The 21,636-nt window shown below is 73.5% G+C and carries 17 protein-coding genes; 8 read left to right on the top strand and 9 right to left on the bottom strand.

Annotation, left to right across the window (positions count from 1 at the left end):
- Positions 1 to 12: 12 nt before the first annotated feature.
- The gene (locus H0S66_RS09625) at positions 13 to 663 is read right to left on the bottom strand and encodes a response regulator transcription factor (RefSeq protein ID WP_179615189.1); all 651 of its coding nucleotides are present in this window, start codon (positions 661 to 663) and stop codon (positions 13 to 15) included.
- Positions 664 to 862: 199 nt separating this feature from the next.
- Between H0S66_RS09625 and H0S66_RS09620 the strand changes: the two genes are divergently transcribed.
- Positions 863 to 1,114: a hypothetical protein gene (locus tag H0S66_RS09620; RefSeq protein ID WP_179615188.1), complete on the top strand. Its 252-nt coding sequence runs from the start codon at positions 863 to 865 to the stop codon at positions 1,112 to 1,114.
- A gap of 26 nt (positions 1,115 to 1,140) precedes the next feature.
- Here the strand turns inward: H0S66_RS09620 and H0S66_RS09615 are convergent, their stop codons facing one another.
- Positions 1,141 to 1,764 carry a methyltransferase gene (locus H0S66_RS09615; protein ID WP_179615187.1) on the bottom strand — a complete coding sequence of 208 codons (624 nt, stop codon included), beginning with the start codon at positions 1,762 to 1,764 and terminating at the stop codon, positions 1,141 to 1,143.
- A gap of 76 nt (positions 1,765 to 1,840) precedes the next feature.
- Between H0S66_RS09615 and H0S66_RS09610 the strand changes: the two genes are divergently transcribed.
- The 5 genes from H0S66_RS09610 to H0S66_RS09590 all read left to right on the top strand — a co-directional run bounded on the left by H0S66_RS09610 (position 1,841) and on the right by H0S66_RS09590 (position 5,640).
- Positions 1,841 to 2,899 (top strand): iron-containing redox enzyme family protein, encoded by a 1,059-nt coding sequence (locus H0S66_RS09610; RefSeq protein WP_179615186.1) that lies wholly within the window; start codon positions 1,841 to 1,843, stop codon positions 2,897 to 2,899.
- On the top strand, positions 2,896 to 3,114 hold the full coding sequence (locus H0S66_RS09605) for a CDGSH iron-sulfur domain-containing protein (RefSeq protein ID WP_179615185.1): 219 nt from the start codon (positions 2,896 to 2,898) through the stop codon (positions 3,112 to 3,114). The genes H0S66_RS09610 and H0S66_RS09605 overlap by 4 nt, the downstream gene beginning before the upstream one ends.
- Positions 3,111 to 3,584: a GAF domain-containing protein gene (locus H0S66_RS09600; RefSeq protein ID WP_258017197.1), complete on the top strand. Its 474-nt coding sequence runs from the start codon at positions 3,111 to 3,113 to the stop codon at positions 3,582 to 3,584. The genes H0S66_RS09605 and H0S66_RS09600 overlap by 4 nt, the downstream gene beginning before the upstream one ends.
- Positions 3,585 to 3,653: 69 nt before the next feature.
- A complete protein-coding gene (locus tag H0S66_RS09595) occupies positions 3,654 to 4,724 on the top strand; it encodes an NADH:flavin oxidoreductase (protein WP_179615184.1) in 1,071 nt (356 codons plus the stop codon).
- Positions 4,717 to 5,640 carry an alpha/beta hydrolase fold domain-containing protein gene (locus tag H0S66_RS09590; RefSeq protein ID WP_179615183.1) on the top strand — a complete coding sequence of 308 codons (924 nt, stop codon included), beginning with the start codon at positions 4,717 to 4,719 and terminating at the stop codon, positions 5,638 to 5,640. Before H0S66_RS09595 ends, H0S66_RS09590 begins: the two co-directional genes overlap by 8 nt.
- A gap of 29 nt (positions 5,641 to 5,669) precedes the next feature.
- Here the strand turns inward: H0S66_RS09590 and H0S66_RS09585 are convergent, their stop codons facing one another.
- Entirely contained in the window at positions 5,670 to 6,938 is a 1,269-nt protein-coding gene (locus H0S66_RS09585) for an ATP-binding protein (RefSeq protein ID WP_179615182.1), read from the bottom strand.
- Between the two features lie 471 nt (positions 6,939 to 7,409).
- On the opposite strand from H0S66_RS09585, the gene H0S66_RS09580 reads away from it, so the two are divergent.
- Both H0S66_RS09580 and H0S66_RS09575 read left to right on the top strand, forming a co-directional pair.
- The gene (locus H0S66_RS09580) at positions 7,410 to 8,054 is read left to right on the top strand and encodes a flagellar type III secretion system protein FlhB (RefSeq protein WP_179615181.1); all 645 of its coding nucleotides are present in this window, start codon (positions 7,410 to 7,412) and stop codon (positions 8,052 to 8,054) included.
- 207 nt (positions 8,055 to 8,261) lie between these two features.
- The gene (locus H0S66_RS09575) at positions 8,262 to 9,476 is read left to right on the top strand and encodes an alcohol dehydrogenase catalytic domain-containing protein (RefSeq protein WP_258017196.1); all 1,215 of its coding nucleotides are present in this window, start codon (positions 8,262 to 8,264) and stop codon (positions 9,474 to 9,476) included.
- A 38-nt stretch (positions 9,477 to 9,514) separates the two neighbouring features.
- Here H0S66_RS09575 and H0S66_RS09570 read toward each other — a convergent pair whose 3' ends face one another.
- The 6 genes from H0S66_RS09570 to H0S66_RS09545 form a co-directional block, all read right to left on the bottom strand.
- Positions 9,515 to 10,522 (bottom strand): sugar phosphate isomerase/epimerase family protein, encoded by a 1,008-nt coding sequence (locus tag H0S66_RS09570; protein WP_179615179.1) that lies wholly within the window; start codon positions 10,520 to 10,522, stop codon positions 9,515 to 9,517.
- Positions 10,523 to 10,819: 297 nt separating this feature from the next.
- Positions 10,820 to 16,960 (bottom strand): ThuA domain-containing protein, encoded by a 6,141-nt coding sequence (locus tag H0S66_RS09565; protein WP_218876276.1) that lies wholly within the window; start codon positions 16,958 to 16,960, stop codon positions 10,820 to 10,822.
- Positions 16,961 to 17,073: 113 nt separating this feature from the next.
- Positions 17,074 to 18,234, bottom strand: a complete 1,161-nt coding sequence (xylA, locus tag H0S66_RS09560) for a xylose isomerase (protein WP_179615178.1) — start codon at positions 18,232 to 18,234, stop codon at positions 17,074 to 17,076.
- Positions 18,231 to 19,406 carry a Gfo/Idh/MocA family protein gene (locus H0S66_RS09555; RefSeq protein WP_179615177.1) on the bottom strand — a complete coding sequence of 392 codons (1,176 nt, stop codon included), beginning with the start codon at positions 19,404 to 19,406 and terminating at the stop codon, positions 18,231 to 18,233. The genes xylA and H0S66_RS09555 overlap by 4 nt, the downstream gene beginning before the upstream one ends.
- A 44-nt stretch (positions 19,407 to 19,450) precedes the next feature.
- A complete protein-coding gene (locus tag H0S66_RS09550) occupies positions 19,451 to 20,506 on the bottom strand; it encodes a substrate-binding domain-containing protein (protein ID WP_179615176.1) in 1,056 nt (351 codons plus the stop codon).
- 80 nt (positions 20,507 to 20,586) lie between these two features.
- On the bottom strand, positions 20,587 to 21,525 hold the full coding sequence (locus tag H0S66_RS09545) for an ABC transporter permease (protein WP_180923891.1): 939 nt from the start codon (positions 21,523 to 21,525) through the stop codon (positions 20,587 to 20,589).
- Positions 21,526 to 21,636: the final 111 nt, after the last annotated feature.

Below are 21,636 nucleotides of genomic sequence, written 5' to 3'. Positions count from 1 at the left end.
ACGTCGCCGGGCTCAGGCGTGCGGGCCGGGCCGGCGCACGTGGTCGGGGCGGAAGCCGTGGTCGATGCCCCACAGCAGGGCCCGGGTGCGGCTGTCGACGCCGATCTTGCGGTAGAGCGAGCGGATGTAGGTCTTGACGGTGTTGAGCCCCAGGAACGCGCGCTCGGTGATCTCCTGGTTGCTCAGCCCCTGGCAGATCAGCGCCAGGACCTCGGCCTCGCGCGGGCTCAGCCCGTGCTCGCTGCCGGGCCAGCGGCCGAAGTCGTCGCTCTCCGGCGACTGCATCGTGTCGGGGACCACCCGCTCGCCCCGGTGCACGGCCTCGATGAGGTCGACCAGCTGCTTGGCGGAGACACCCTTGGCGATGTAGCCGGCCGCGCCGCCGGCCAGCGACGCCTCGACCAGCTCGGGCTCGGTGTTCCAGCTGAAGATCACCAGCCGCCCGCGGCCGCCGGCCATCAGCCGAGCCACGTCGACGTCGCCGCCCTGCACCTGCCCGAAGGAGTCGTAGAGCACCACGTCGACGTCGCCCAGCACCGGCACCCCGCTGTCGAGCTCCACGACGCTGAGACGGTCGGAGAAGGGCTCGAGGACGGCGGCGATGCCGGCGACGACGATCTCGTAGTCGTTGACGATCGCGACGCGCACGGGACTGCTGGACATGTCCCGATCATAAGGACGACGTGTGCCGGACGCCCTCCGACCACCCGCTGGGGCGAGGCTTCGCGCGGGCCGGCCGACACCGGGCGGGGTGCCGGACCGGTGCCGGACCGGCGCTGGGCGGGTGCTCGCCGAGTCGGCCCGGCGAGGGGGTGCGACCTACGATGGAGGCACCAGACCAACGACACCCGGGAGGTGGGACATGGACACGCACGTCGACGCACAGGTGACCCAGACGCGGATGAGCCTGATGCAGCAGCTCGCTCGGATCGAGCGGCGAGATCCGGTCCTCTCGGCCCGGGTGCGGCTGCAGGCCATCGACCTGCACCGGGCCTGGACCGCGCGGCGCCTCGACACCGACGAGTACGCGCTGCGCCTGGCCGGGCTGTGCGACCAGGTGCGTGAGCAGGCCGACTCCACCGTGGTGCCCGAGCCGGCCGCCGGGCCCCGCTGACGCCCCACTGACGCCCCGCTGAGGGGTCAGCGCCGGTCGGCGCGCACCAGCGTCCCGCGCTCCAGCGCCCGCACCTCCGCGGTGGCCAGGCCGGCCGCCTCGAGGTCGGGGGCCAGCGCCGCCGCCTGCTCGGGGGTGCCGACCTGCAGGACCAGCGTGCCCCCCGCGACCAGGCACGCACCCGCGGCGCGCACGCAGGCCCGGGCCACGTCGAGGCCCTGCGGGCCGCCGTCGATGGCCAGCGCCGGGTCCGCGGGGTAGCGGCCGATGTCGGCCGTCGGCACCCACGGCGGGTCGGCGACCACGAGCGCGAAGCGCTCCTCGTCGAGCGGCAGCCGCGCCAGGTCGCTGTGCACGACCTCGACCTGCCCGGCCATCGCGTTGGCCGCGGCGTTGGCGCCCAGCAGCTCGCAGGCCCGGGGCGACAGGTCGACGCAGGCGATCGACCGGTCGGTGCCGTGCACGGCCAGCAGGCCGATGTGGCCCACCCCTGCGCACAGCTCCAGCACCCGCCCGGCGGGGGCGTCGTCGAGCAGCTCGCGGGCCCACAGCGACTGCGCCCGGGTCCACGGGCGGGGCTCGAGCACGCTGTCGTCGTAGGTGATGGTGAGCGGGCCGAAGGTCATCTGCTGGACGGTGGACTCGGGCATGGACCGCACGCTAGGGCACCCACGAACACCCTTGTGGGGGTGCATGGACCACGGGTGGTCGGGGAACGGTCAGGACATGCCGACTCTCCCCCGGGCCCGCGGGCCCCTCAGCGCCGCGCTGCTCGCCGACCTGCGCGGCGAGGCGCCGCTGCCGGTCGGGCACGCGGTCGACGCGCCCCGGCCCGGTCCCGCCGGCTCCGGTGACGAGGAGCTAGCGCTGTGGGTGCTCTACGAGCTGCACCACCACGGCTTCGACAACGCCGTCGAGCCCCCCGACGGACCGGATGGCACCGACCACGAGTGGCGACCCGACCTGCTGTCGCTGCGCGGCCGGCTCGAGCGACGCCTCGAGCAGCGCTGGCGCGAGCGGGTCGCGGCCGCCGACCTGCCCGCGCTGCCGGTCGGCGGCGACCCGCGTGAGCTGACCCGCGCGTTCTTCGCACTCTGCGAGGCCGACACCGGCGCGGAGTCGGTGGCCCGCTTCGTGCAGCGCGAGGCCGACCGCGACCAGCTCGACGAGGTGCTGCGCCAGCGCTCGATCTACCACGTCAAGGAGCAGGACGCCGCGATGTGGACGCTGCCGCGGCTGCCCGACACCACCAAGGCGCACCTGATGACGATCGCGGCCGACGAGTACGGCAACGGCCGGCCCGACGACCTGCACGCCGCGCTGTGGGCGCGGGGCATGGTCGCCTGCGGCCTCGACGCGTCGTACGCCGCGCACGTCGACACCGCGCTGCCGGCGGTGCTGGAGCAGAACAACCTGATGACCCTGCTGGGGCTGCACCGGCGCCTGGTGCCGGCGGCGCTGGGCCACCTCGCGGCCTTCGAGGTCACCAGCGCGGTGCCCTCGCGCCGGGTGGTGCGCGGCATGGAGCGCCTCGGCGTGCCCGAGCCGATGGTCGCCTACTACCGCGAGCACATGGCGGCCGACGCGGTGCACGAGCAGGTCGCCGTGCGCGACCTGGTCGGCTCGTACGTCGCCGAGGTGCCCGGCAGCGAGGCCGAGGTCGCCTTCGGGGCGGCGGTGTGCCTGCTGGCGGAGGCCGCGACCGCCACCGCGCTGCTCGAGCACGTGCGCCGCGGCGCCGGCGAGGCCGCCGTGGAGCCCCAGGACACGGAGGACGTCGCATGAGCGAGCCCACCGAGATCCTGCTCTGCGAGGACGGGCCGATGCTGGTGCGCGGCCAGGTCGTCGTGGAGGACGAGGACGGCCAGCGGCACGTCTCGACGCGTCCGGTCACCGCCGTGTGCCGCTGCGGCGCCTCCTCCCTCAAGCCCTGGTGCGACGGCTCGCACAAGCTGCTGGCGGCGGGCGGCCCGCGCGCCCGGCGCCTCGGCTCGGTGTGACCCCGCCGGTCGAGCAGCCGGACGAGCGCCTGGGCGAGCAGCCGAGCGTCCTGCGGGCGCCGATGCGCTCCCGCGACGACACCGTCGACCACGCGGCGGCGGTGCGGCGAGCACTCGCTGAGGGCGTCTGCGGCATCGGCGGGCGCCTGTCGCGCCCGCCCCACGACCTGGCCGACGCGCTGGCGCTGCTCGAGGAGGAGCACGGGCCGCGCTTCGCCGCCCGCCTGCGGCGCTTCGCCGCCGAACCCGACCGGACGATCGCCTGGACCCGCGACGACCGGGGCGGCTGGTGGCGCGGCCGGCTCGAGGGCCCGTGGCGCCACGACGACTCCCCGGGGGCGAGGGCGCTCGACCTGGTGCACGTGCGGCCCTGCACCTGGGGCGAGGTGCCGGACGCCGACGTCCCTCCCGCCGTACGCCGCTCCTTCGCCCGCGGCGGGCGCAACCTGCAGCGCATCCACGACGGCTGAGCGCGACCCGGCCGGTTCGAACCGGCCGGGTCGCGGTGGGCGCCGGGGCGGGGTGTGGATGATGGGGGCGTGACCTCGCTCCAGGAGACCCTGCCCCTCGACCGCGGCCCCGCGTGGGCCAACCGCATCACGCTGGCGCCGCTGACCAACCTGCAGTCGCACGCCGACGGCAGCCTCTCCGACGACGAGCTCGACTGGCTCGTCGCGCGGGGCGAGGGCGGCTTCGCGATGGTGATGACCTGCGCGGCGCACGTCTCGCCCGAGGGGCAGTGCTGGGACGGCCAGCTCGCGGTCTGGGACGACCGGTTCCTGCCCGGGCTGACCCGGCTCGCCGACGCGCTGCGCGCCACCGGCACCACCTCGTGCGTGCAGCTGCAGCACGGCGGCATGCGCGCCTCGCAGGCGCTGTCGGGCCACCAGCCGGTCGCCCCGTGGGACGACGAGTCGAAGGGCGCCCGGGCGCTGACCACCGCCGAGGTCGAGCGGGTGGTCCAGGACTTCGTCGACGCGGCGGTGCGCTGCGAGCGCGCCGGCTTCGACGGCGTGCAGGTGCACGGGGCCCACGCCTACCTGCTCGCGCAGTTCCTCGACGCCCGCTCCAACCACCGCACCGACGCCTACGGCGGCTCGCCCGAGGCCCGGGCCCGCGTCTTCCACGAGGTCGTCGACGGCATCCGCGCCGCCACCGGCCCCGACTTCCAGGTCGGGATGCGCCTGACCCCCGAGCGCAGCGGCATCGCGGTCGCCGAGTCGACCGCGCTGGCCGAGCAGCTGATGCTCTCCGGCGCGCTCGACCACCTCGACATGTCGCTGTGGGACGTGCGCAAGGAGCCCTTCGAGACGGCGTACGACGGCCTGCTGATCGACCAGTTCACCGCGCTCGAGCGCGGCACCACCCGGCTCGGGGTGGCGGGCGGCATCGTGTCGACCTCCGACGCGCAGTGGTGCCTCGAGCGGGGTGCCGACTTCGTCACCGTCGGCACCGCCGGCATCCTGCACCACGACTTCGCGCGGCGCGCGCTGGAGGACCCCGAGTTCACGATGACCAGCACCCCGGTGAGCCGCGAGCACCTGCGCACCGAGCGGCTGGGCGCCGACTTCATCGAGTACCTCGCCGCGGGGTGGGACTTCGTTGGCTGAGCCGACCGCCCCCGCACCCGGCCCCGGCTGGGCCCCCACCGGCACGCCCTCCTGGCAGGCGCGCCTGGCGGTGCGGGCCTTCGGGCTGCTCCCGGGCGCCGTGGTGACCCACGTCTTCACCCACCCGCCCCGGCTGCGCACCGCGCTGGTCCCGAGGTCCCTGGCCGCCCAGCACGACGTCGTCGTCACCGACGTCGCCGCGGGCCGGGTCGCCACGGTGACCCCGGCGGGCGCCCGCGACCACGTCTTCTTCCTGCACGGCGGCGCCTACACGCTCCAGGCCCAGCACTGGCCCTTCCTCGGACGGCTGCTCGGGCGCGGGTACGCCGTCTCGCTGGTCGACTACCCGCTGGCCCCCGAGCACACCGTCGACGAGACCCTGCCGATGGTGCGCGAGTCGTGGGAGCAGGCGCTGGCCGCCGCCGCCCGCGCCGGGCGGCCAGCACCGGTGCTGATGGGCGACTCCGCCGGCGGCGGCCTGTCGCTGGCGCTGCTGCAGCAGCTGCGCGACGAGGGGGCCGCGATGCCGCGCGCCAGCGTGCTGCTCTCGCCGTGGGTCGACGCGGTGATGGGCGACGCCGGCACCGTGGCCGCCGACCGGCTCGACCCGCTGCTGAGCAGGCGGGCGCTGCACGGCGCCGCGCGCCTGTACGCCGGGCCGCACGGTCTCGACGACCCGCGGGTCTCCCCCGGGCTGGCCGACCTCTCCGGCCTGGGCCGGGTGCTGGCCCTGGTCGGCACCCGCGAGCTGTTCTGGCCGCAGTGCGAGCGGCTGGCCGAGCGGGCGGCGCAGGTCGAGGGCACCGACCTCGAGCTGCGGGTGCGCGAGGGGCTGCCGCACGACTGGGCGCTCTTCCCGGGGCTGCCCGAGCAGCGCGACCTGGTCGACGAGCTGGCGGCCTGGCTCACGGACTGAGCGCCGGCACGGCTCGTGGGGCGGGCCGGTCAGTCGAGCAGGAAGCGCGCGACGAAGACCCGGTCGTCGGCGTCGACGCGGTGCACGGTGACCTCGAAGGCCGCCTCCACCTCGCTGCCGTCGGCGCGCACCATCGGCACCCGCACCACCTGGTCGAGCAGCACGTCGCGTCCGTGGGAGGCGTGCATGGTGGTGCCGGCGACGTGGGCCTGGTGGAAGCGGGCCGGGACCACCGCCAGCACGCGGCGACCCACCAGCGCTGCCGGGTCGTCGTACCCCAGGAACGCGGCCACGGTCGGGCTGACCCCGACGATGTCGTGGCGCTCGTCGGTGACGATGACCGGGTCGGCGTCGACGATCGCGGCGACCGCCGCGGAGCCGACCAGGCGAGGGGTCGCGGGGCGGCCGACGTCGAGCCCGGTGCTGCGCCAGGCCGTGGGGGCGGCGCCCTCGGCCTGGCCGAGGACCTCGCCGCAGAGCCAGACGCGCATCAGCTCGATCTCGGGCTGGGTGGGCGGCGCCAGCAGGCGACCCTCGCGGGCGTGCTGCAGGGCCGAGGCGAGGGCCTCGGAGAGCACCTCGAAGTGCGCCACCGAGGCGGCCGGCACCCGCAGCACCAGGCGCTCGGCGGAGACCGCCGGCTCCACGGCGTCGGCCATGATCGCCTCGCCGTCGTCGTGCAGCGGCGGCACGGGCAGCTGCTCGTGCAGCAGGTTGAGGGCGTCGCTGGCGGCGGCGTGCTCGTCGAGCGCGGCCAGGTCCTCGTCGAGGCGCAGCAGCAGGTGCTCGCGCAGCAGCCCGGCGGCGTGCTCCTGCCAGGCGTGGTGCATCAGCAGCGGCACCCCGCGCAGCTCGACCTCGACGACCCCGGTCGCGCTGTCGGCGGTGGCGGCGCTGTCGTGCGGGTCGCGGGTGTGGCTGCCGCCGATCTCGAACCAGACCGTCTTGCCCGCCCCGGGTCGCATGTCGACGTCCCAGACGTCGACGCAGTCGGTGAGCAGGTGCAGGCCGCGCCCGGTGCCGGAGGTGGTGGTCCAGTGCCGCGGCACGGGTCGGTGCGAGCTGGTGTCGTCGACCTCGACGCGCACCGCCTGGGGGTCGCAGCGCACCCGCAGCCGCACCTCGCCGCCGGCGTGCACCACGGCGTTGGTGACCAGCTCGGAGACGGCGAGCTCGGTGGCCTCGGCGAAGCGCTCCGCCCCGGCCTGCTCGAGCAGGCGGCGCACCAGGCGCCGTGCCTCCAGGGCGCTGCGGGGCTCCGCGGGCAGCACCCGCTCCTCGCTCAACACTGCTGACACCGGGCGGCCACCCCCTCGTGCGCCCCGGGCGACGGGTGCCGCCTCCGGCATCGTACCCAGCATCGACCGTTCTCATGTCTGACCCACCTGACGAGAAGGGTCCCGCCGCCACGACCCGGGGGACGTGAGGCACTCCACACCCCGACGGCGCACCTCCCAGGAGAAATGGCGTCGGGACCGGGTCGCGGGGTCGTACGCTTCTCCCGGCACCAGCACCACCAGCCCGACAGAACGACGAGGCCCACGCGGCCGGCGAGTACGACGTCACCTGGGGGTCGGTCAGGGGCGCTCCGCGCACCCGGCCCGACCGCGGCGCCACCCACGTCCCGTCCCGTCCGCCCGTCCCGCGTCCTGCTCGTCCTCCGACCGACCGGTCGTCGTCCTGCCCGCCTGCGCCCGCGCAGGCGGCGGGGGTCGCCGGCGGTCGGCGCCGTGCGTGCGCGTGCGCGCCCGCCCGCCCCGAGGTCCTCCGTGCCCGTCTCGCTCGACACCCTCTCGTTCGACACCGTCTACGCCGTCGGCGTCGTCGCCATCGGCGTCGTCCCGCTCCTGCCCCAGCTCGCCCGTCTCGCCCGCACCGGCGACCCCACCGGGCTCTCGCTGCCGGCCCTGCTCGCGGGCCTGGTCAACTACACCGCCTGGACCTACTACCTCGCCGGCACCGACGCCACCGGGCTCCTGGTCGGCAACGTGCTGGCCGGGCTGGTGTGGGTCGTGGTCACCGGGCTGGCCGTGCGCGGCCTGGCCTGGAGCCGCGCCTGCGTGGTGCCGGGCCTCTGGGCCGTCGTGCTGCTCGCCGTCGTCGCCCTCGCGCCCGCGCTCCTCGGCGGCCTGCTCGGCCTGGGCTCGCTGCTGGTCTTCGTGCCGCAGGCGGTCGGGGTCTGGCGCGCGCCGTCGCTCTCGGGCATCTCGCCGCTGAGCTGGTGGCTGCTGCTGGCGCAGGGCCTGGTGTGGTTCGGCGAGTCCCTCCCGGGGCTCCTCGTCGGCGGCCTCGTCTTCGGCGTCGTGTGCGTCGCCTCCTCGATCAGCGTGCTCTGCGCGGTCAGCGTGCGCACCCCGGCCCTGGTCGCGCGCGCCGAGCCGGTCGCCGTACCGGAGCCGGTGCTCGCGGCCTGACGCGCCACCCCCGGGTCGTGGCCTGGGTCGTGGCCTGGGTCGTGGCCTGGGTCGTGGCTCGGGTCGTGGCCCCTGACCGCGGCGGAGCGCGTCCTCAGGCACACGACCCGGACCACGACCCGGACCACGAGCCGGACCACGACCCGGACCACGACCCGGGCCCGGGTACGCCGGGCGCGGGCGGGGTGGAGCGGCATACTGCGGCCCATGACTCCCTGCGCGCCCGGCCGACCGACGTACGAGCGCGCGCGCGGCGGCGCCGCGGTGAGGGCGGTCGACTGCTCCGGCGGCCACCTCGAGGTCGTCGACCTGCCCGACCCGCGCCCGGGTCGCGGGCAGCTGGTGCTGGCGGTGCGCCGCTGCGGCATCTGCGGCTCCGACCTGCACGCCAAGGACCACGGCGACGCGCTCGCCGAGGTGATGGACGAGCTGGGCTACGAGCACTCGATCCGCAGCGACAACCACGTGGTGCCGGGCCACGAGATCGTCGGCGAGGTCCTCGAGCGCGGTCGCGGGGCGGGGCGGGGGCTGCGCGAGGGCGACCTCGTGGTGCCGTTCCCGCTGCTGCGCGACGCCGCCGGCGTGCACCCCACGGGTCTCTCCCCGCGCGCCCCGGGCGGCTACGCCGAGCGGGTGCTCGTCGAGGGCGCGCTCAGCTTCAAGGTGCCCAACGGGCTGCCCGCCGAGACCGCGGTGCTCACCGAGCCGATGGCGGTGGCGCTGCACGCGGTCAACCGCAGCGACGTGGGCCGCAAGGACGTCGCCGTCGTGCTGGGCTGCGGTCCGGTCGGGCTCGCGGTGGTCCTGCAGCTCAAGGCCCGGGGCGTGCGCCGGGTCGTGGCCTCCGACTTCTCCGCAGCCCGCCGTGCGCTGGCGCTGGCCTGCGGTGCCGACACGGTGGTCGACCCCGCCGAGGAGTCGCCGTACGACGCCGCTGCCGCGGCGGGGTGGATGCGCTCGGCACCCCAGGTGCTCGACCACGCCGTCGACTCGATGCAGCGGCTGCGCCGCCTGCCGGGCTGGGTGCACCTCTACCGCGCGGCCGACGCGCTGGGCGCGGCCGACATCACCGGGCCGGTGGTCTTCGAGTGCGTGGGCGTGCCGGGGATGATCGAGGGCGTCGTCAGCGCGGCGCCGATCGGGACCCGGGTGGTGGTCGTCGGGGTGTGCATGGGCGAGGACCGGCTGCGCCCCACGATGGCGATCAACAAGGAGATCGACCTGCGCTTCGTGCTCGCCTACACCCCGCTCGAGCTGCGCGACGCGCTGCACCAGCTGGCCGAGGGCGAGGTCGACGCCTCACCGCTGGTGACCGGCACCGTCGGGCTCGACGGCGTGGCCACCGCGTTCGAGGCCCTCGCCGAGCCCGAGGAGCACGCGAAGATCCTCATCGACCCGGCGAGCAGCGCCACGACGCCGTGACCGGCCACCGGGGCCCGCGCGGGCCCCGGTGACCTCGGTCAGTCGTTGGTGCTGAACGCGGCGTCGAAGGCCGCGTCGGGGGCGTCGAACGCCAGCCGGCGCACGAGCTCGAGCGCCTCGGGCGCCCCCACCAGCCGGTCCATCCCGGCGTCCTCCCACTCCACCGAGATCGGGCCGTCGTACCCGATCGAGTTGAGCATCCGGAAGCACTGCTCCCACGGCACGTCGCCGTGGCCGGTCGAGACGAAGTCCCAGCCGCGGCGCGGGTCGGCCCAGGCCAGGTGCGAGCCGAGCCGACCGTTGCGCCCGTTGCCGGTCTGGCGCTTCGCGTCCTTGCAGTCCACGTGGTAGATCCGGTCCTTGAAGTCCCACAGGAAGCCCACCGGGTCGAGGTCCTGCCACACGAAGTGGCTGGGGTCCCAGTTCAGGCCGAACGCCTCGCGGTGGCCGATCGCCTCGAGCGCGCGCACGGTGGTCCAGTAGTCGTAGGCGATCTCGCTGGGGTGCACCTCGTGCGCGAACCGCACCCCCTCGGCGTCGAAGACGTCGAGGATCGGGTTCCAGCGGCGCGCGAAGTCCTCGTAGCCCGCGTCGACCATGTCCTGGGTGGCCGGCGGGAACATCGCGACGTACTTCCAGATCGAGGACCCGGTGAAGCCGACGACGGTGTCGACGCCGAGCTTGCGCGCGGCCCGGGCGGTCATCTTCATCTCCTCGGCCGCGCGCTGGCGCACCCCCTCGGCGTCGCCGTCGCCCCAGATCCGCTCGGGCAGGATCGCCTGGTGGCGGGCGTCGATCGGGTCGTCGCAGACGGCCTGGCCCTTGAGGTGGTTGCTGATCGTGAAGACCTGGAGGTCGTACTTATCCAGCAGGGCCTTCTTGGCCGGGACGTAGTCGTCGTCCTCCACGGCCGCCCAGGGGTCGAAGTGGTCGCCCCAGCAGGCCAGCTCGAGGCCGTCGTAGCCCCAGCCCGAGGCGAGCCGGGCCACCTCCTCCAGCGGCAGGTCGGCCCACTGGCCGGTGAACAGGGTGATCGGTCGTGGCATGCGCTTCCTCTTTCTCTACTCGACTGTCGTGGAGATCAGGTCGTTCAGGTCAGGTCGGGTCAAGTGCGGATGGATCGGGCGGGTGGCGGTGGCACGGGGCCGGTGCCGGGGCGGAGCGCTGGTGCCCCGGCACCGTCCCGCAAGGAGCGGGCCCGCAGGGCCCGCTCCCCCGGCCGAGGGCGAGCAAGCGCCCCACCGCCGCCGGCAGAGCCGAACTGCCGGGCGACGGGCGCTGCGCCGCGAGGCGCAGCAGGGGCGTTCACTCACCGTCGGACGTCTCCTGGTGGGGCCGCCCGGTCACACCTGGCTCCGCAGGACCCGGCCCAGGTCGACCAGGGCCCGGGTGGCCTGCTGGTCGTCCGCGCGGCGTGCGGCGCGCACGAACTTGACCAGGGTCTTGCGGGCCTGGGCCTCCTTGCCCTGGCGGTCCTTGCGCTGGGCCTTGTCGAGCCGGTTGCCCAGGAGCTTGTCGAGGCCGACCGAGATCCGGCCCTCCCCCTCCAGGCGATTCAGCAGGGCACGCCCGCCGCGGTAGGTCGCCGCGACGCGGAAGACGACCTCCTCGGTCGTCCGGTTGCCGGCGGCGTCGACCACCCGCACCTCGAGCCGGTGCTTGCCGCTGAGCAGGGCCACCGCGTCCACGTCGACCGGTGCGTCGACGACCTGGCCGTCGAGACGGACCACTGTCGACGCCACGCCCGCGGTCTCGTCCTGGGTCAGGACGCGCACCCGGCGGACGGCGGCGACCGAGAGGACCTGGCCCTGGGTGAGGCGCTCGACCCGGACGACCGGGGCGGTCTGGTCGACGCGGACCTCGGTGCTGACCACCTCCGAGGCGGTGTCCTCCTCGTCGGTGGCCCGGAAGGCGACGGTCGTGCTGCCGTCCTCGCTGACCACGACCGGCTCGACGTACGGCGCCCACTCATCCGAGCCGACCCGCTGCTCGAGGTTCAGCTCGCCGACTCCGCCGGTGGCGCTCGGCGTCACGGTGACGGGACCGGTGTACCAGCCGTCGTCCCCGTCGGGCTCCTCCGGCGAGACCGCGATCTCGACCGTCGGTGCGACCGGCTCGACGTCCGGCTCTGGGACGACCACGTCGAGCGAGCCCTGGGTGGTGTTGCCGGCCAGGTCGGAGACCCGGTAGTCGACCGTGTGCGTGCCCGGCTCGCTGATCTCGAACGGGCCCTCGTACGTCGTCCACTCGCCCCCGTCGACGCGGTGCTCGACCGTGTCGACGCCGGTGTCGTCGGTGGCGTCGTCAGTGGCGTCGAGCACCACCGTGCCGGGCCCGGTCAGGTCCAGCGTCGCGCAGGCGACGATGGCGCCGTCACGGTGCAGCACCAGGGAGCGACCGTCGGTGCGAGGTGCCCACGCCACGGTTGCCGCGGCCTCGGCCCGGCCGTCCTCGCCGGCCACGATCCGCGGACCGGACTCCCAGCCGGGAGTGGTCGGCCACAGCTCGTTGGGCGGCGTGCCGTCGCCCTCCGGGTCGTCGCGGTAGTGCAGCCCCAGGGTGTCGCAGGTCCCGACGTGCAGGTGGGACTCGTAGCCCGCTGCGGGCTCCAGACCGGTCAGCGACAGGGTCGCGCTGGTGGTGCGGGCGTCCCCGTCGATCGCGGAGACCAGCGTGGCCTCGCCACCGATCTCGGTGTCGACCAGGCTGACCAGCTCGCCGGCGTAGTCACCGAGCACCGTCGTGCCGACCTGGGGCTCGGTCGTGTCCTCCTCCTCCTCCTCCTCCTCTTCCTCGCACGGGGTCGCCGTGTCGTCGGGGGTGAGCAGGAAGTGGTCGAACTCGGCGGTGACGGGCAGGGCCGAGTCCTTGTTGGCCAGGCCGAAGACACCGACCTTCGCCCCCGCGATCCCCGCCAGCGTGAAGCTGCGCGACATCTCGGTGAACGACACGCCGTCGGCGCTGTAGGAGCCCGTGACGCTCTCCCCGTCGGTGCTGCTGAGCCGCACCCAGTAGGTGTCGGGGAAGCCGGCCCCGACGTCCGGGGTGTTGTCCTCCGTGGCGCTTCCCTCCACCTCCTTGGTGAGCTGGAAGCGCCGCGCGGCGGCGTCGGGGGACGACGCGCGTCCCACCTTGACCATCTTCAGGTAGTTGTCGTCGTCGCCGTAGATGATCAAGCCGGCCTGCTGCCACTGCCTCCGGGCCTCGAGGGTGACCTTGGTGGTCACCTCGAACTCGCCGTCGGGCAGGTCCTGAAGGACGATGTTGGGCGTCCCGGTGTTGTTGGTGCCGTAGATGTCGGTGGCCGTGAGCGGGATGCTCAGCAGACCGTCCGACACCGTGAGGTCCTGGTTGGCCCGGACCACCGAGTCCCAGCGCTGCGTGTCGAGCGCGTCGCCGTCGAAGCCGTCGGAGCGCCCGGTGAAGCAGGTCTCGCCACCGGCGTCGCACGACGTCGCGGTGTCGTCCGGGGTGATCCGGAAGTGGTCGAAGTGCGCCGTGATCGGGAGCGCCTCGGTCCTGTTGGCCAGGCCGAAGACCCCGACCCGCGGCTCGTTGATCCCGCTCAGCGACCGGGTGCCGTCCATCTCGGTGAAGGTGATCCCGTCACTGCTGTACGAGGCGGTGACATCGAGCCCGTCGGGGCTGCTCATCCGCACCCAGAAGGTGTCGGGGAACTCCTCGCCCAGGGCGGGCGTGTTCGTCTCGGTCGCCCGACCCGCCAGCTCGCCGGCGAACTGGAAGACCCGGCCGGCAGCGCTCGGGCTGCCCGTCCGGCCCTGCAGGACCATCTTCAGGTAGTTGTCGTCGTCGCCGTAGACGATGAGACCGGCCTGCTGGTACTGCCGCCGCGCCTCGAGGGTGACCTTGGTGGTCACCTCGAACGCACCGCCGGGCAGGTGCTGGAGCACGATGTCCGGGGTGGGCGTGCCGTTGGCGCCGTGGATGTCGGTCGCGGTCAGCGGGATCGACAGGTGGCTGCCGGAGACGGTCGCGTTGCCGCTGGGCCGCACGATCGAGTCCCACCGGTCCGTGTCGAGGCTGTCACCGACGAAGTCGTCGGAGCGACCGGTGAAGCAGGTGTCCGGCTCGGCCTGCACGGTGATCGCGAAGGTCTTCGAGTCCTCGGCACCCCGCGCGTCCGTCGCGGTGACCTTGGCGGCGTACGTCCCGGGCGTGGTGTAGGTGTGCGTCGCGTCGGCGGACTCGGCGCCCGCCCCGTCGCCGAAGTCCCACTCGACGCTGACCGGGTCGTCCCCGTCGGGGTCGCTCACCGAGGAGGTGAAGTCGACCTCCAGCGGTGCGAGACCGGTGACCGGGTCGGCGGTGGCGCTCAGCTGCGGCTTCTCGTTGTCGGTGACCCCGCGGCCGATGAAGTCGATCCAGTTGATGTTGGAGCCACCGGTGGTCTGCACGAAGTACAGCGGACCGCTGACCTCGGTGCTCGGCCCGGTGGGCTCGGCGGAGTAGTCCCCGTAGACCTGCCAACCGGCCGTCCTCGGCACCGCGATGGTCGCGACCGTCGGCCCGGTGGGCTCGCCGGTGCGCACCTCCCAGGTGGCTCCGCCGGCACGCGACGACGCCGCTCGCATGGAGATCTGGTCGATGTTGGTCAGGTTCATGCGGTCCCAGCCGAACCAGTCGCCGCCCTCGACGTAGCTGACGTTCTTGCCGCCGCCGGCCGTGTCGCCGGTCGTCTCGGTCTGGACACCGGGCGTGCCGGAGGACGTCGAGTCGGCCAGGCGACCCGTGGACTGGAAGTACTCCGCCTCGGTGCGCTTGGTGTGCAGCACCACGGTGTCCTGCCCCGTCAGGGAGCCCACGCCCTCGCCGCCACCGTCGGTGTACGTCGCGGTGATGGTGCCGAAGATGTTGGCACCGACGTGGCCCTCGTCGCCGGGCAGCGGCACGGTGCCGGAGCACCCGCGGTACTGCTCGTAGCCGTGGGCGTGCTCGTCGTGGCCCAAGGCGGGCTGCACGACCACGTTGTCGCAGTCGATCTCCTCGTCCTCGGCGTCGGTGACGACCACCTCGTAGCGCATGGTGTCGCCGAAGGAGAAGAACCCGCCGTCGAGCGGCAGCACCAGCTCGACCTCGGGGGCGGTGTTGCCGACCACGATGTCGATGTTGGAGACGGCCGTGCGCTCACCGGCATCGGTGACCGTGAGCCGCGCGGTGTAGTCGCCGACCTCGGTGTAGGTGTGCGACGCGGTCGGCTCGGTGCTGTCCGTCGTCCCATCGCCGTCGAAGTCCCAGGCGAAGGTGAGCGGGGTGCCGTCGGGGTCACGCGACCCGGCGCTGTCGAAGGCGACGGTCAGGGGCGCGGCGCCCGACGTCACGTCGGCCGTCGCCTTGGCGATCGGCGCCCGGTTGCCCTGCACGTAGTCGATCCGGTAGATGCCGGAGTTGGCGTTGTTGCCGCCGAAGCCGCTGCCCCACTCGATCATGTAGAGGGCCCCGTCGGGGCCGAACTGCAGCGCGTGCGGCCGGGTCATCGGCAGGTCCGGCAGGAACCGGTTGACGTCGGTGACGGCGCTGCCCTCGGCGTCGAGCTGCACGGTGAAGAGGCGGCTGTTGTTCCAATCGGCCCAGATCGCCTTGTTGTCGAAGTACGCCGGCCACTTGCGGTCCGAGTCGAGCTCCGGGTCGTAGGCGTAGGTGCCCGAGGTCATCGGGGCGCCGCTGTTGCCGATCTCCGGGTTGCCGCTCGACGACTTGCCCTGCCACATGGCGGCACCGATGGCCGGCGGCAGCTGGGTCAGGCCGGTGTTGTTCGGCGAGTCGTTGACCGGGGCGTCGCAGTCGTGGACGGGCCCGGAGGTCTGGGTGACGAAGTCGTAGTCGTTGTAGGGCGTGTTCGCGCCCACGCAGAAGGGCCAGCCGTAGTTGCCGGGGCGGTCCAGGATGTTCCACTCCACGCGGCCGTCGGGTCCACGCTGGGCGTTGGCCGAGCCAGCGTCCGGCCCGTAGTCGGCCACCAGGAGTGCCCCGGTGCGCTCGTCGAGACCGATCCGGAACGGGTTGCGGAAGCCCATCGCGTAGATCTCCGGCTTGGTCTTCGCGGTGCCGGGCTCGAAGAGGTTCCCGTCCGGCACCGTGTAGCCACCGGCGGCGGTCGGGGTGATCCGGAGCACCTTGCCGGAGAGGCTGAAGGTGTTGCCGGACGTGCGCTGGGCGTCCCAGGCCGAGCGCCCCTCGCCCTCGTCCATCGGGCTGTAGCCGCCGGAGGCGAAGGGGTTGGTGTTGTCGCCGGTGGCGATGTAGAGGTTGCCGTCGTTGTCGAACTCCAGGGCGCCGCCCGCGTGGCAGCACTGGTCGCGCTGCACCGGGATGTCGAGCACGTCCTTCTTCGTCGACATGTCGAGGGTGTTGCCGCTCAACGTGATCCGGGAGACCCGGTCGATCGCGCTCGCCCCGGCCGGCGAGTGGTAGAGATAGACCCAGCCGTTGTCGTCGAAGTCGAGGTCGAGCGCGACGCCGAGCAGCCCGAACTCCTGGCCCGTGTAGACGTTGAGCGAGCCGGCGGTCACGACGTTGCCGTTGGTCAGGATGATCTTGACCGCGCCGTTGCGGTCGACGTACACGACGCGGCCGTCAGGAGCGATGGCGAGCTCCATCGGGTTCTGGGTGTTGTCGTCCAGCGTCACCTTCTCGAAGCTGGCCGGCAGGGTCGCCGAGCAGTCCGCGGGCAGCACGCCCGCGGCGGTGCGGATGCCGCCGAGCAGGTGGTCGAGGAACAGCGGGTCGGCGAAGCTGGCGTCGGTGTGGCCCAGGCCGGTGTACCAGGCCCGGCCGCCGTCGTAGTCCTGGCACCAGGTGATCGGGTGCTCCACCCCCATGTCACCGCCGTTGTAGGTCGCCTCGTCGAGCGAGGCGAGCACGTGCAGCTTGCCGCGCGGGTTGGTGCGGTAGTTGTAGAGCTCGTCGAAGCGGTTCCACAGGGCGGGCAGCTCCGCCGTGGAGGGGTGCGCCGGGTCCTCGACCTTGACCGTCACCTGCTGCTGGGCCGGGTGGCCCTTGAAGTACGCGCCGACCAGGTCGCCGTACCACTCCCAGTCGTACTCGGTGTCCGAGGCCGCGTGGATGCCGGCGTAGCCGCCCCCGTCGCGGATGTAGCCCTCGAAGGCGGCCTGCTGGCTGGCGTTGAGGACGTCGCCCGTGGTCGAGAGCCAGACCACCACGTCGTACTGCGCGAGGTTGGCCTCGGTGAAGTCGCCGGCGTCCTCGGTGGCGTCGACCGTGAACTCGTGATCGACCCCCAGCTGCTTGATCGCGTTGACACCGGCCGTGATCGACCCGTGCCGGAACCCGGACGTCTTCGAGAAGACGAGGGCCCGGAACGGGTCGGTCTCGCCGTGGCCCTCGTGGGCCTGCGCCGGCGCGGCCAGCCAGACCCCGGCCAGTGGTAGCCCGACGAGCATGGCCACGGCCAGGGTCAGCAGTGCCCTGGCTCGTGAGCGCAGCCGGGTGACGACGTACGTCATCGCGTACTCCTTCGTGAGTGGACGATCTGCGCTCCTGCGTGTCCGGGGCGGGTCCCCGGCCGTTCGGCCCCTGGTGCTACTGGGTGGTGCTGGGTGGTGCTGGGTGGTGCTGCTCAGCGGACGCCGAGCAGGTGGTCGAGGGCGAGCTGGTCGAGGGCCTCCATGGCCACGCTGCGCCGGCCCAGGGCCTCGATGTCGTACGACGCCTCGCGCACCGAGGCGAGCGGCTCGCCCTCGGCGAGGGTGGGGGTGCTCAGCTCCTCGACGCCCGCGGCGGCGAGCGCCTCGACCACGGCCGGGTCGGCCCGGAAGGCCCGGACCTTCTCGCGCAGGACGAGGTAGTTGCGCATGCACCCGCGCGCCGACTCCCAGACACCGTCCTCGGCCTCGACCCGCGGCGGCTTGAAGTCGAAGTGCACGTAGCCGTCGTAGGCCCGGCCGGCGGAGCCGCCGAGCAGCGCGTCGACGGTCCAGAAGGCGCCGCGCAGGTTGCCGGCGCCGAAGCGCAGGTCCTGGTCGAAGCGGGGCCCGTGCTGGCCGTTGAGGTCGACGTGGAAGAGCTTGTCGTGCCACAGCGCCTGGGTGATGCCGTGGGCGAAGTTCAGCCCCGCCATCTCCTCGTGGCCGACCTCGGGGTTGAGCCCGACCATCTCGGGGTGCTCGAGCTCGCCGATCAGGGCCAGCGCGTGGCCGATGGTCGGCAGCAGGATGTCGCCGCGGGGCTCGTTGGGCTTGGGCTCGAGGGCCAGCCGCATGTCGTAGCCCTGCTCGCGGACGTAGCGGCACACCACGTTGAGCGACTCGGCGTACCGGTCGAGCGCGGCCTGCACGTTCTTGGAGCCGCCGTGCTCGGCGCCCTCGCGACCGCCCCACAGCACGAAGGTCTGCGCGCCCAGGGAGGCCGCGAGGTCGACGTTGCGCAGCACCTTGGCCAGCGCGTAGCGGCGTACGTCGCGGTTGTTGGCGGTCAGCCCGCCCTCCTTGAAGACCGGGTGGCCGAAGAGGTTGGTGGTGACCATCTCGACGGTCAGCCCGGAGGCGGCCACCGCCTTGGCGAAGCGCTCGAGGACGGCCTCGCGGGTCCCGTCGTCGGGCACCAGGTCGTCGTCGTGGAAGGTCACGCCCGCGGCGCCGATCTCGGCGAGCCGCTCGGTGGCGGCCACCGGGTCGAGCGGGGCCCGGCTGGCGGGGCCGAACACGTCGACGCCCTCCCAGCCCACGGTCCACAGGCCGAAGGAGAACTTGTCGTCGGGGGTGGGGGTGTAGTCGCTCATGCTGGGATCTCCTGCCAGGTGCGCTTGTGGGAGCTCTGCTCGACGGCGCCCAGGACCCGCTGGACCTGGAGACCGTCGGCGAACGTCGGGGTGGGGTCCTCGCCGGCGTGGATCGCGCCCACCAGGTCGACGACCTGGTGGGTGAAGCCGTGCTCGTAGCCGATGAGGTGCCCGGGCGGCCACCAGGCGGCCAGGTAGGGGTGCTCGGGCTCGGTGACGACGATGCGGCGGAAGCCGGCGGTGGCCGGGTCCTCGTCGGCGTCGTGGAAGTGCAGGAGGTTCATGTCCTCGAAGTCGAAGGCGAGGCTGCCGCGCGAGCCGTTGACCTCGAGGCGGATCGCGTTCTTGCGGCCCTGGGCGAAGCGGGTCGCCTCGAAGACGCCCAGGGCCCCGCTCGCGAAGCGGGCCAGGAACATGGCCGCGTCGTCCACGGTCACCGCCCCGCGCCCGCTCGAGGCGGTCCCGGACAGCCCGGCGTGCTCGGCGGCGAGGGGCCGCTCCTTGACGAAGGTCTCCAGGTGCCCGGACACCTCGCCGATCCGATCGCCGGTGATGAACTGGGCCAGGTCGACGATGTGGGCGCCGATGTCGCCCAGCGCCCCCGACCCGGCCCGCTCCTTCTGCAGCCGCCACGACAGCGGCGCCTCGGGGTCGGAGATCCAGTCCTGGAGGTACTGCGCGCGCACGTGGCGCACGGTGCCGATCCTGCCCTCGGCCACCAGGCGCCGGGCCAGGGCGATGGCCGGCACCCGCCGGTAGGTGAACCCGACCATGGCGCGCACCCCCGAGGCGGCCGCCCGCTCGGCCGCCTCGGCCATCGCGACGGCCTCCTCGACGGTGTTGGCCAGGGGCTTCTCGCACAGCACGTGCTTGCCCGCCTCGAGGGCCGCGATGGCGATCTCGGCGTGGGTGTCGCCCGGGGTGCAGATGTCGACCAGGTCGATGTCGTCGCGCTCGACCAGCTCCTGGTAGGACCCGGCGGTGCCCGCCCAGCCGAGCACCTCGGCGGCCCGGGCGACCCGGGTCGCGTCGCGCCCGGCCACCGCCGTCATCAGCGGCCTCAGCGGCAGGTCGAAGAACCGTGGCGCGTTGCGCCAGGCCTGGGAGTGGGCGGCACCCATGAAGGCGTAGCCCACCATCCCGACCGAGAGGGTGTCCTGCGTGGCACTCATGCGATCTCCTCAGGTGTGCGTGGAGCGGTGACCGGGCCGGCGGCTCAGGACTCGAAGGCCGAGCCGAGGAACTCGTCGACGTTCTCCTGGGTCACGACCGGTGCGAAGAGCTGGAGCATGCGGGGCACCTCGACCTCGACGGTGTCGCTCATGGCCTTGTCCTGCACCAGCAGGCGGGCCAGCTTGATGCCGTCGGCGCCCTGGGTGGAGGGGTAGATGACGGTGGCCTTGAGCACCCCGTCGTCGGCCTGGATCGAGCGCATCGCGTTGGCCGAGCCGGCGCCGCCGACCATGATGAACTCGTCGCGCCCGGCGTTCTCGATGGCGGCCAGGACACCGACGCCCTGGTCGTCGTCGTGGTTCCACACCGCGTCGATGCGGGGCGCGGCCTGCAGGAGGTTCGCGGCGGCCTTCTCGCCGCCCTCGACGGTGAAGTCGGCGGCGACCCGGTTGTCGACGTCCTGGCCGCACTCGGCGAGCGCGTCCTCGAAGCCCTGGCTGCGGTCCTGGGTCAGCGGCAGCGAGTCGATGCCGGCGATCTCGGCGACCACGGCGTCGGCGTCGTCGCCGACCTGCTCGCAGATGTACTGCCCGGCCGAGACGCCCATGCCGTAGTTGTCGCCGAGCACGGTCACGCGCGCGGCGTTGGGGTCGTTGAACTCGCGGTCGACGTTGATGACCGGGATGCCGGCCGCCATCGCCTTGAGCGCCACGGGGGTCATCGCCGCGCCGTCGAAGGGCAGCAGCACGATGGCGTCGACGCCCTCGTTGATGAAGGTCTCGACCTGGCTGATCTGGAGGTTGACGTCGTTGGTGCCCTCGGCGACCTTGAGCTCGACGTCGTCGTACCCCTCGGCGGTGCTCTTGGCGGCGTCGGTGATGGCGGCCATCCAGCCGTGGTCGGCGGCGGGGGCGGAGAACCCGATGACCACGGTCTCGCCGGCCTCGTCGTTGGAGCCCGCCTCGGCCTGCGAGGTGCCGCCGGTGGCGGCCTCGCTGGACTCGGTGGTGTTGCTGGTGCACGCGGTGAGCGCGAGCAGCGAGGTGGCGGCGGCGGCCAGGCCGATCTGGGTGCGGCGCAGGACGGGACGGTGCGACATGACGAGCTCCTTGGGACGTGGTGTGTCACGGGTGTGTGGTGGTGCCCGAGAAGGACGGGACGGGAGGGGCGGGCGCAGCGCTAGGTGCGACTGCGTTCGGCCAGGCGCTGCTGGAGCAGCACGGCGACGACGATGATCAGGCCCTTCACGACGGACTGGGCCGAGATCGAGAGGTTGTTGAGGGTGAAGACGTTCGAAAGCGTGGTGAAGATGAGCACGCCCAGGACGGTGCCGACGATGGTGCCGCGACCGCCCGAGAGCAGGGTGCCGCCGATGACGACCGCCGCGATGGCGTCGAGCTCGTAGAGGGTGCCGTGCGTGGAGCTGCCGGTCGTGGTGCGCGAGACCAGCATCACCGCGGCGATGCCGCAGCACACGCCGACGAGCACGTAGAGCATCACGGTGTGGCGCTGCACCCGGATGCCCGCCAGCCGGGCCGCCTCGGGGTTGCCGCCGACGGCCAGCGTGCGCCGGCCGAAGGTGGTCTTGTTCAGCAGCACCCAGCCGAGCGCGGCCACGACCAGGAAGAGCAGGACCAGCACCGGCACGCCGAGCACGTCGGCGCCGAAGAAGTCCCGGAACTCCGGGACCTGCACGATCTGGGTGCGGCGGTTGGAGATGATCTCGGCCAGGCCGCGGGCGCTGGCCAGCATGGCCAGGGTGGCGATGAACGGCACGACCTTGCCGTAGGCGATGAGCACCCCGTTGACCAGGCCGCACCCGGCCCCGACCGCGACCGCGGTGAAGACGATGACGATCCAGTGCACGTCGTTGGCCAGCGCCTGGGTCGCCAGGGTGGTCGACCAGACCGAGCACAGGGCGAGGATCGCGCCGACGGAGAGGTCGATGCCGCCGCCGGTGATCACGAAGGTCATCCCGACGCTGACCACCCCGATCACGGCCGCCAGGCGCAGGATGGTCAGCACGTTGTCGACGTCGGCGAAGCGGTCGCCGGCGGTGAGGACCCCGGCCGCGCACAGCAGGGCGAGGGCCAGGACCAGGCCCAGGTTGCGGCCCATCCCGGTGCGCAGGCGCTGGGCGCCCCCACCCCGGCCGGCGCGCGCGGGGCCCGCCGCGGGTGCCCTCCGCGCGGTCCCCCGGTGGCAGCGCCCCCGGGGTGCCGGGGGCGG

The sequence above is a fragment of the Nocardioides marinisabuli genome (genome assembly GCF_013466785.1).
Classification (GTDB): Bacteria; Actinomycetota; Actinomycetes; order Propionibacteriales; family Nocardioidaceae; genus Nocardioides; species Nocardioides marinisabuli.
The sequence above is the reverse complement of the archived record's forward strand: the minus strand, read 5'-3'. Positions and strand labels throughout refer to the sequence as shown.

Coding starts and splice junctions, on each gene's coding strand:
- H0S66_RS09610 (WP_179615186.1), top strand. CDS start 1,841: ATGCCGACTCTCCCCCGGGCCCGCGGGCCCCTCAGCGCCGCGCTGCTC.
- H0S66_RS09625 (WP_179615189.1), bottom strand. CDS start 663: ATGTCCAGCAGTCCCGTGCGCGTCGCGATCGTCAACGACTACGAGATC.
- H0S66_RS09550 (WP_179615176.1), bottom strand. CDS start 20,506: ATGTCGCACCGTCCCGTCCTGCGCCGCACCCAGATCGGCCTGGCCGCC.
- H0S66_RS09545 (WP_180923891.1), bottom strand. CDS start 21,525: ATGGGCCGCAACCTGGGCCTGGTCCTGGCCCTCGCCCTGCTGTGCGCG.
- H0S66_RS09555 (WP_179615177.1), bottom strand. CDS start 19,406: ATGAGTGCCACGCAGGACACCCTCTCGGTCGGGATGGTGGGCTACGCC.
- xylA (WP_179615178.1), bottom strand. CDS start 18,234: ATGAGCGACTACACCCCCACCCCCGACGACAAGTTCTCCTTCGGCCTG.
- H0S66_RS09615 (WP_179615187.1), bottom strand. CDS start 1,764: ATGCCCGAGTCCACCGTCCAGCAGATGACCTTCGGCCCGCTCACCATC.
- H0S66_RS09605 (WP_179615185.1), top strand. CDS start 2,896: ATGAGCGAGCCCACCGAGATCCTGCTCTGCGAGGACGGGCCGATGCTG.
- H0S66_RS09620 (WP_179615188.1), top strand. CDS start 863: ATGGACACGCACGTCGACGCACAGGTGACCCAGACGCGGATGAGCCTG.
- H0S66_RS09565 (WP_218876276.1), bottom strand. CDS start 16,960: ATGACGTACGTCGTCACCCGGCTGCGCTCACGAGCCAGGGCACTGCTG.
- H0S66_RS09575 (WP_258017196.1), top strand. CDS start 8,262: ATGACTCCCTGCGCGCCCGGCCGACCGACGTACGAGCGCGCGCGCGGC.
- H0S66_RS09570 (WP_179615179.1), bottom strand. CDS start 10,522: ATGCCACGACCGATCACCCTGTTCACCGGCCAGTGGGCCGACCTGCCG.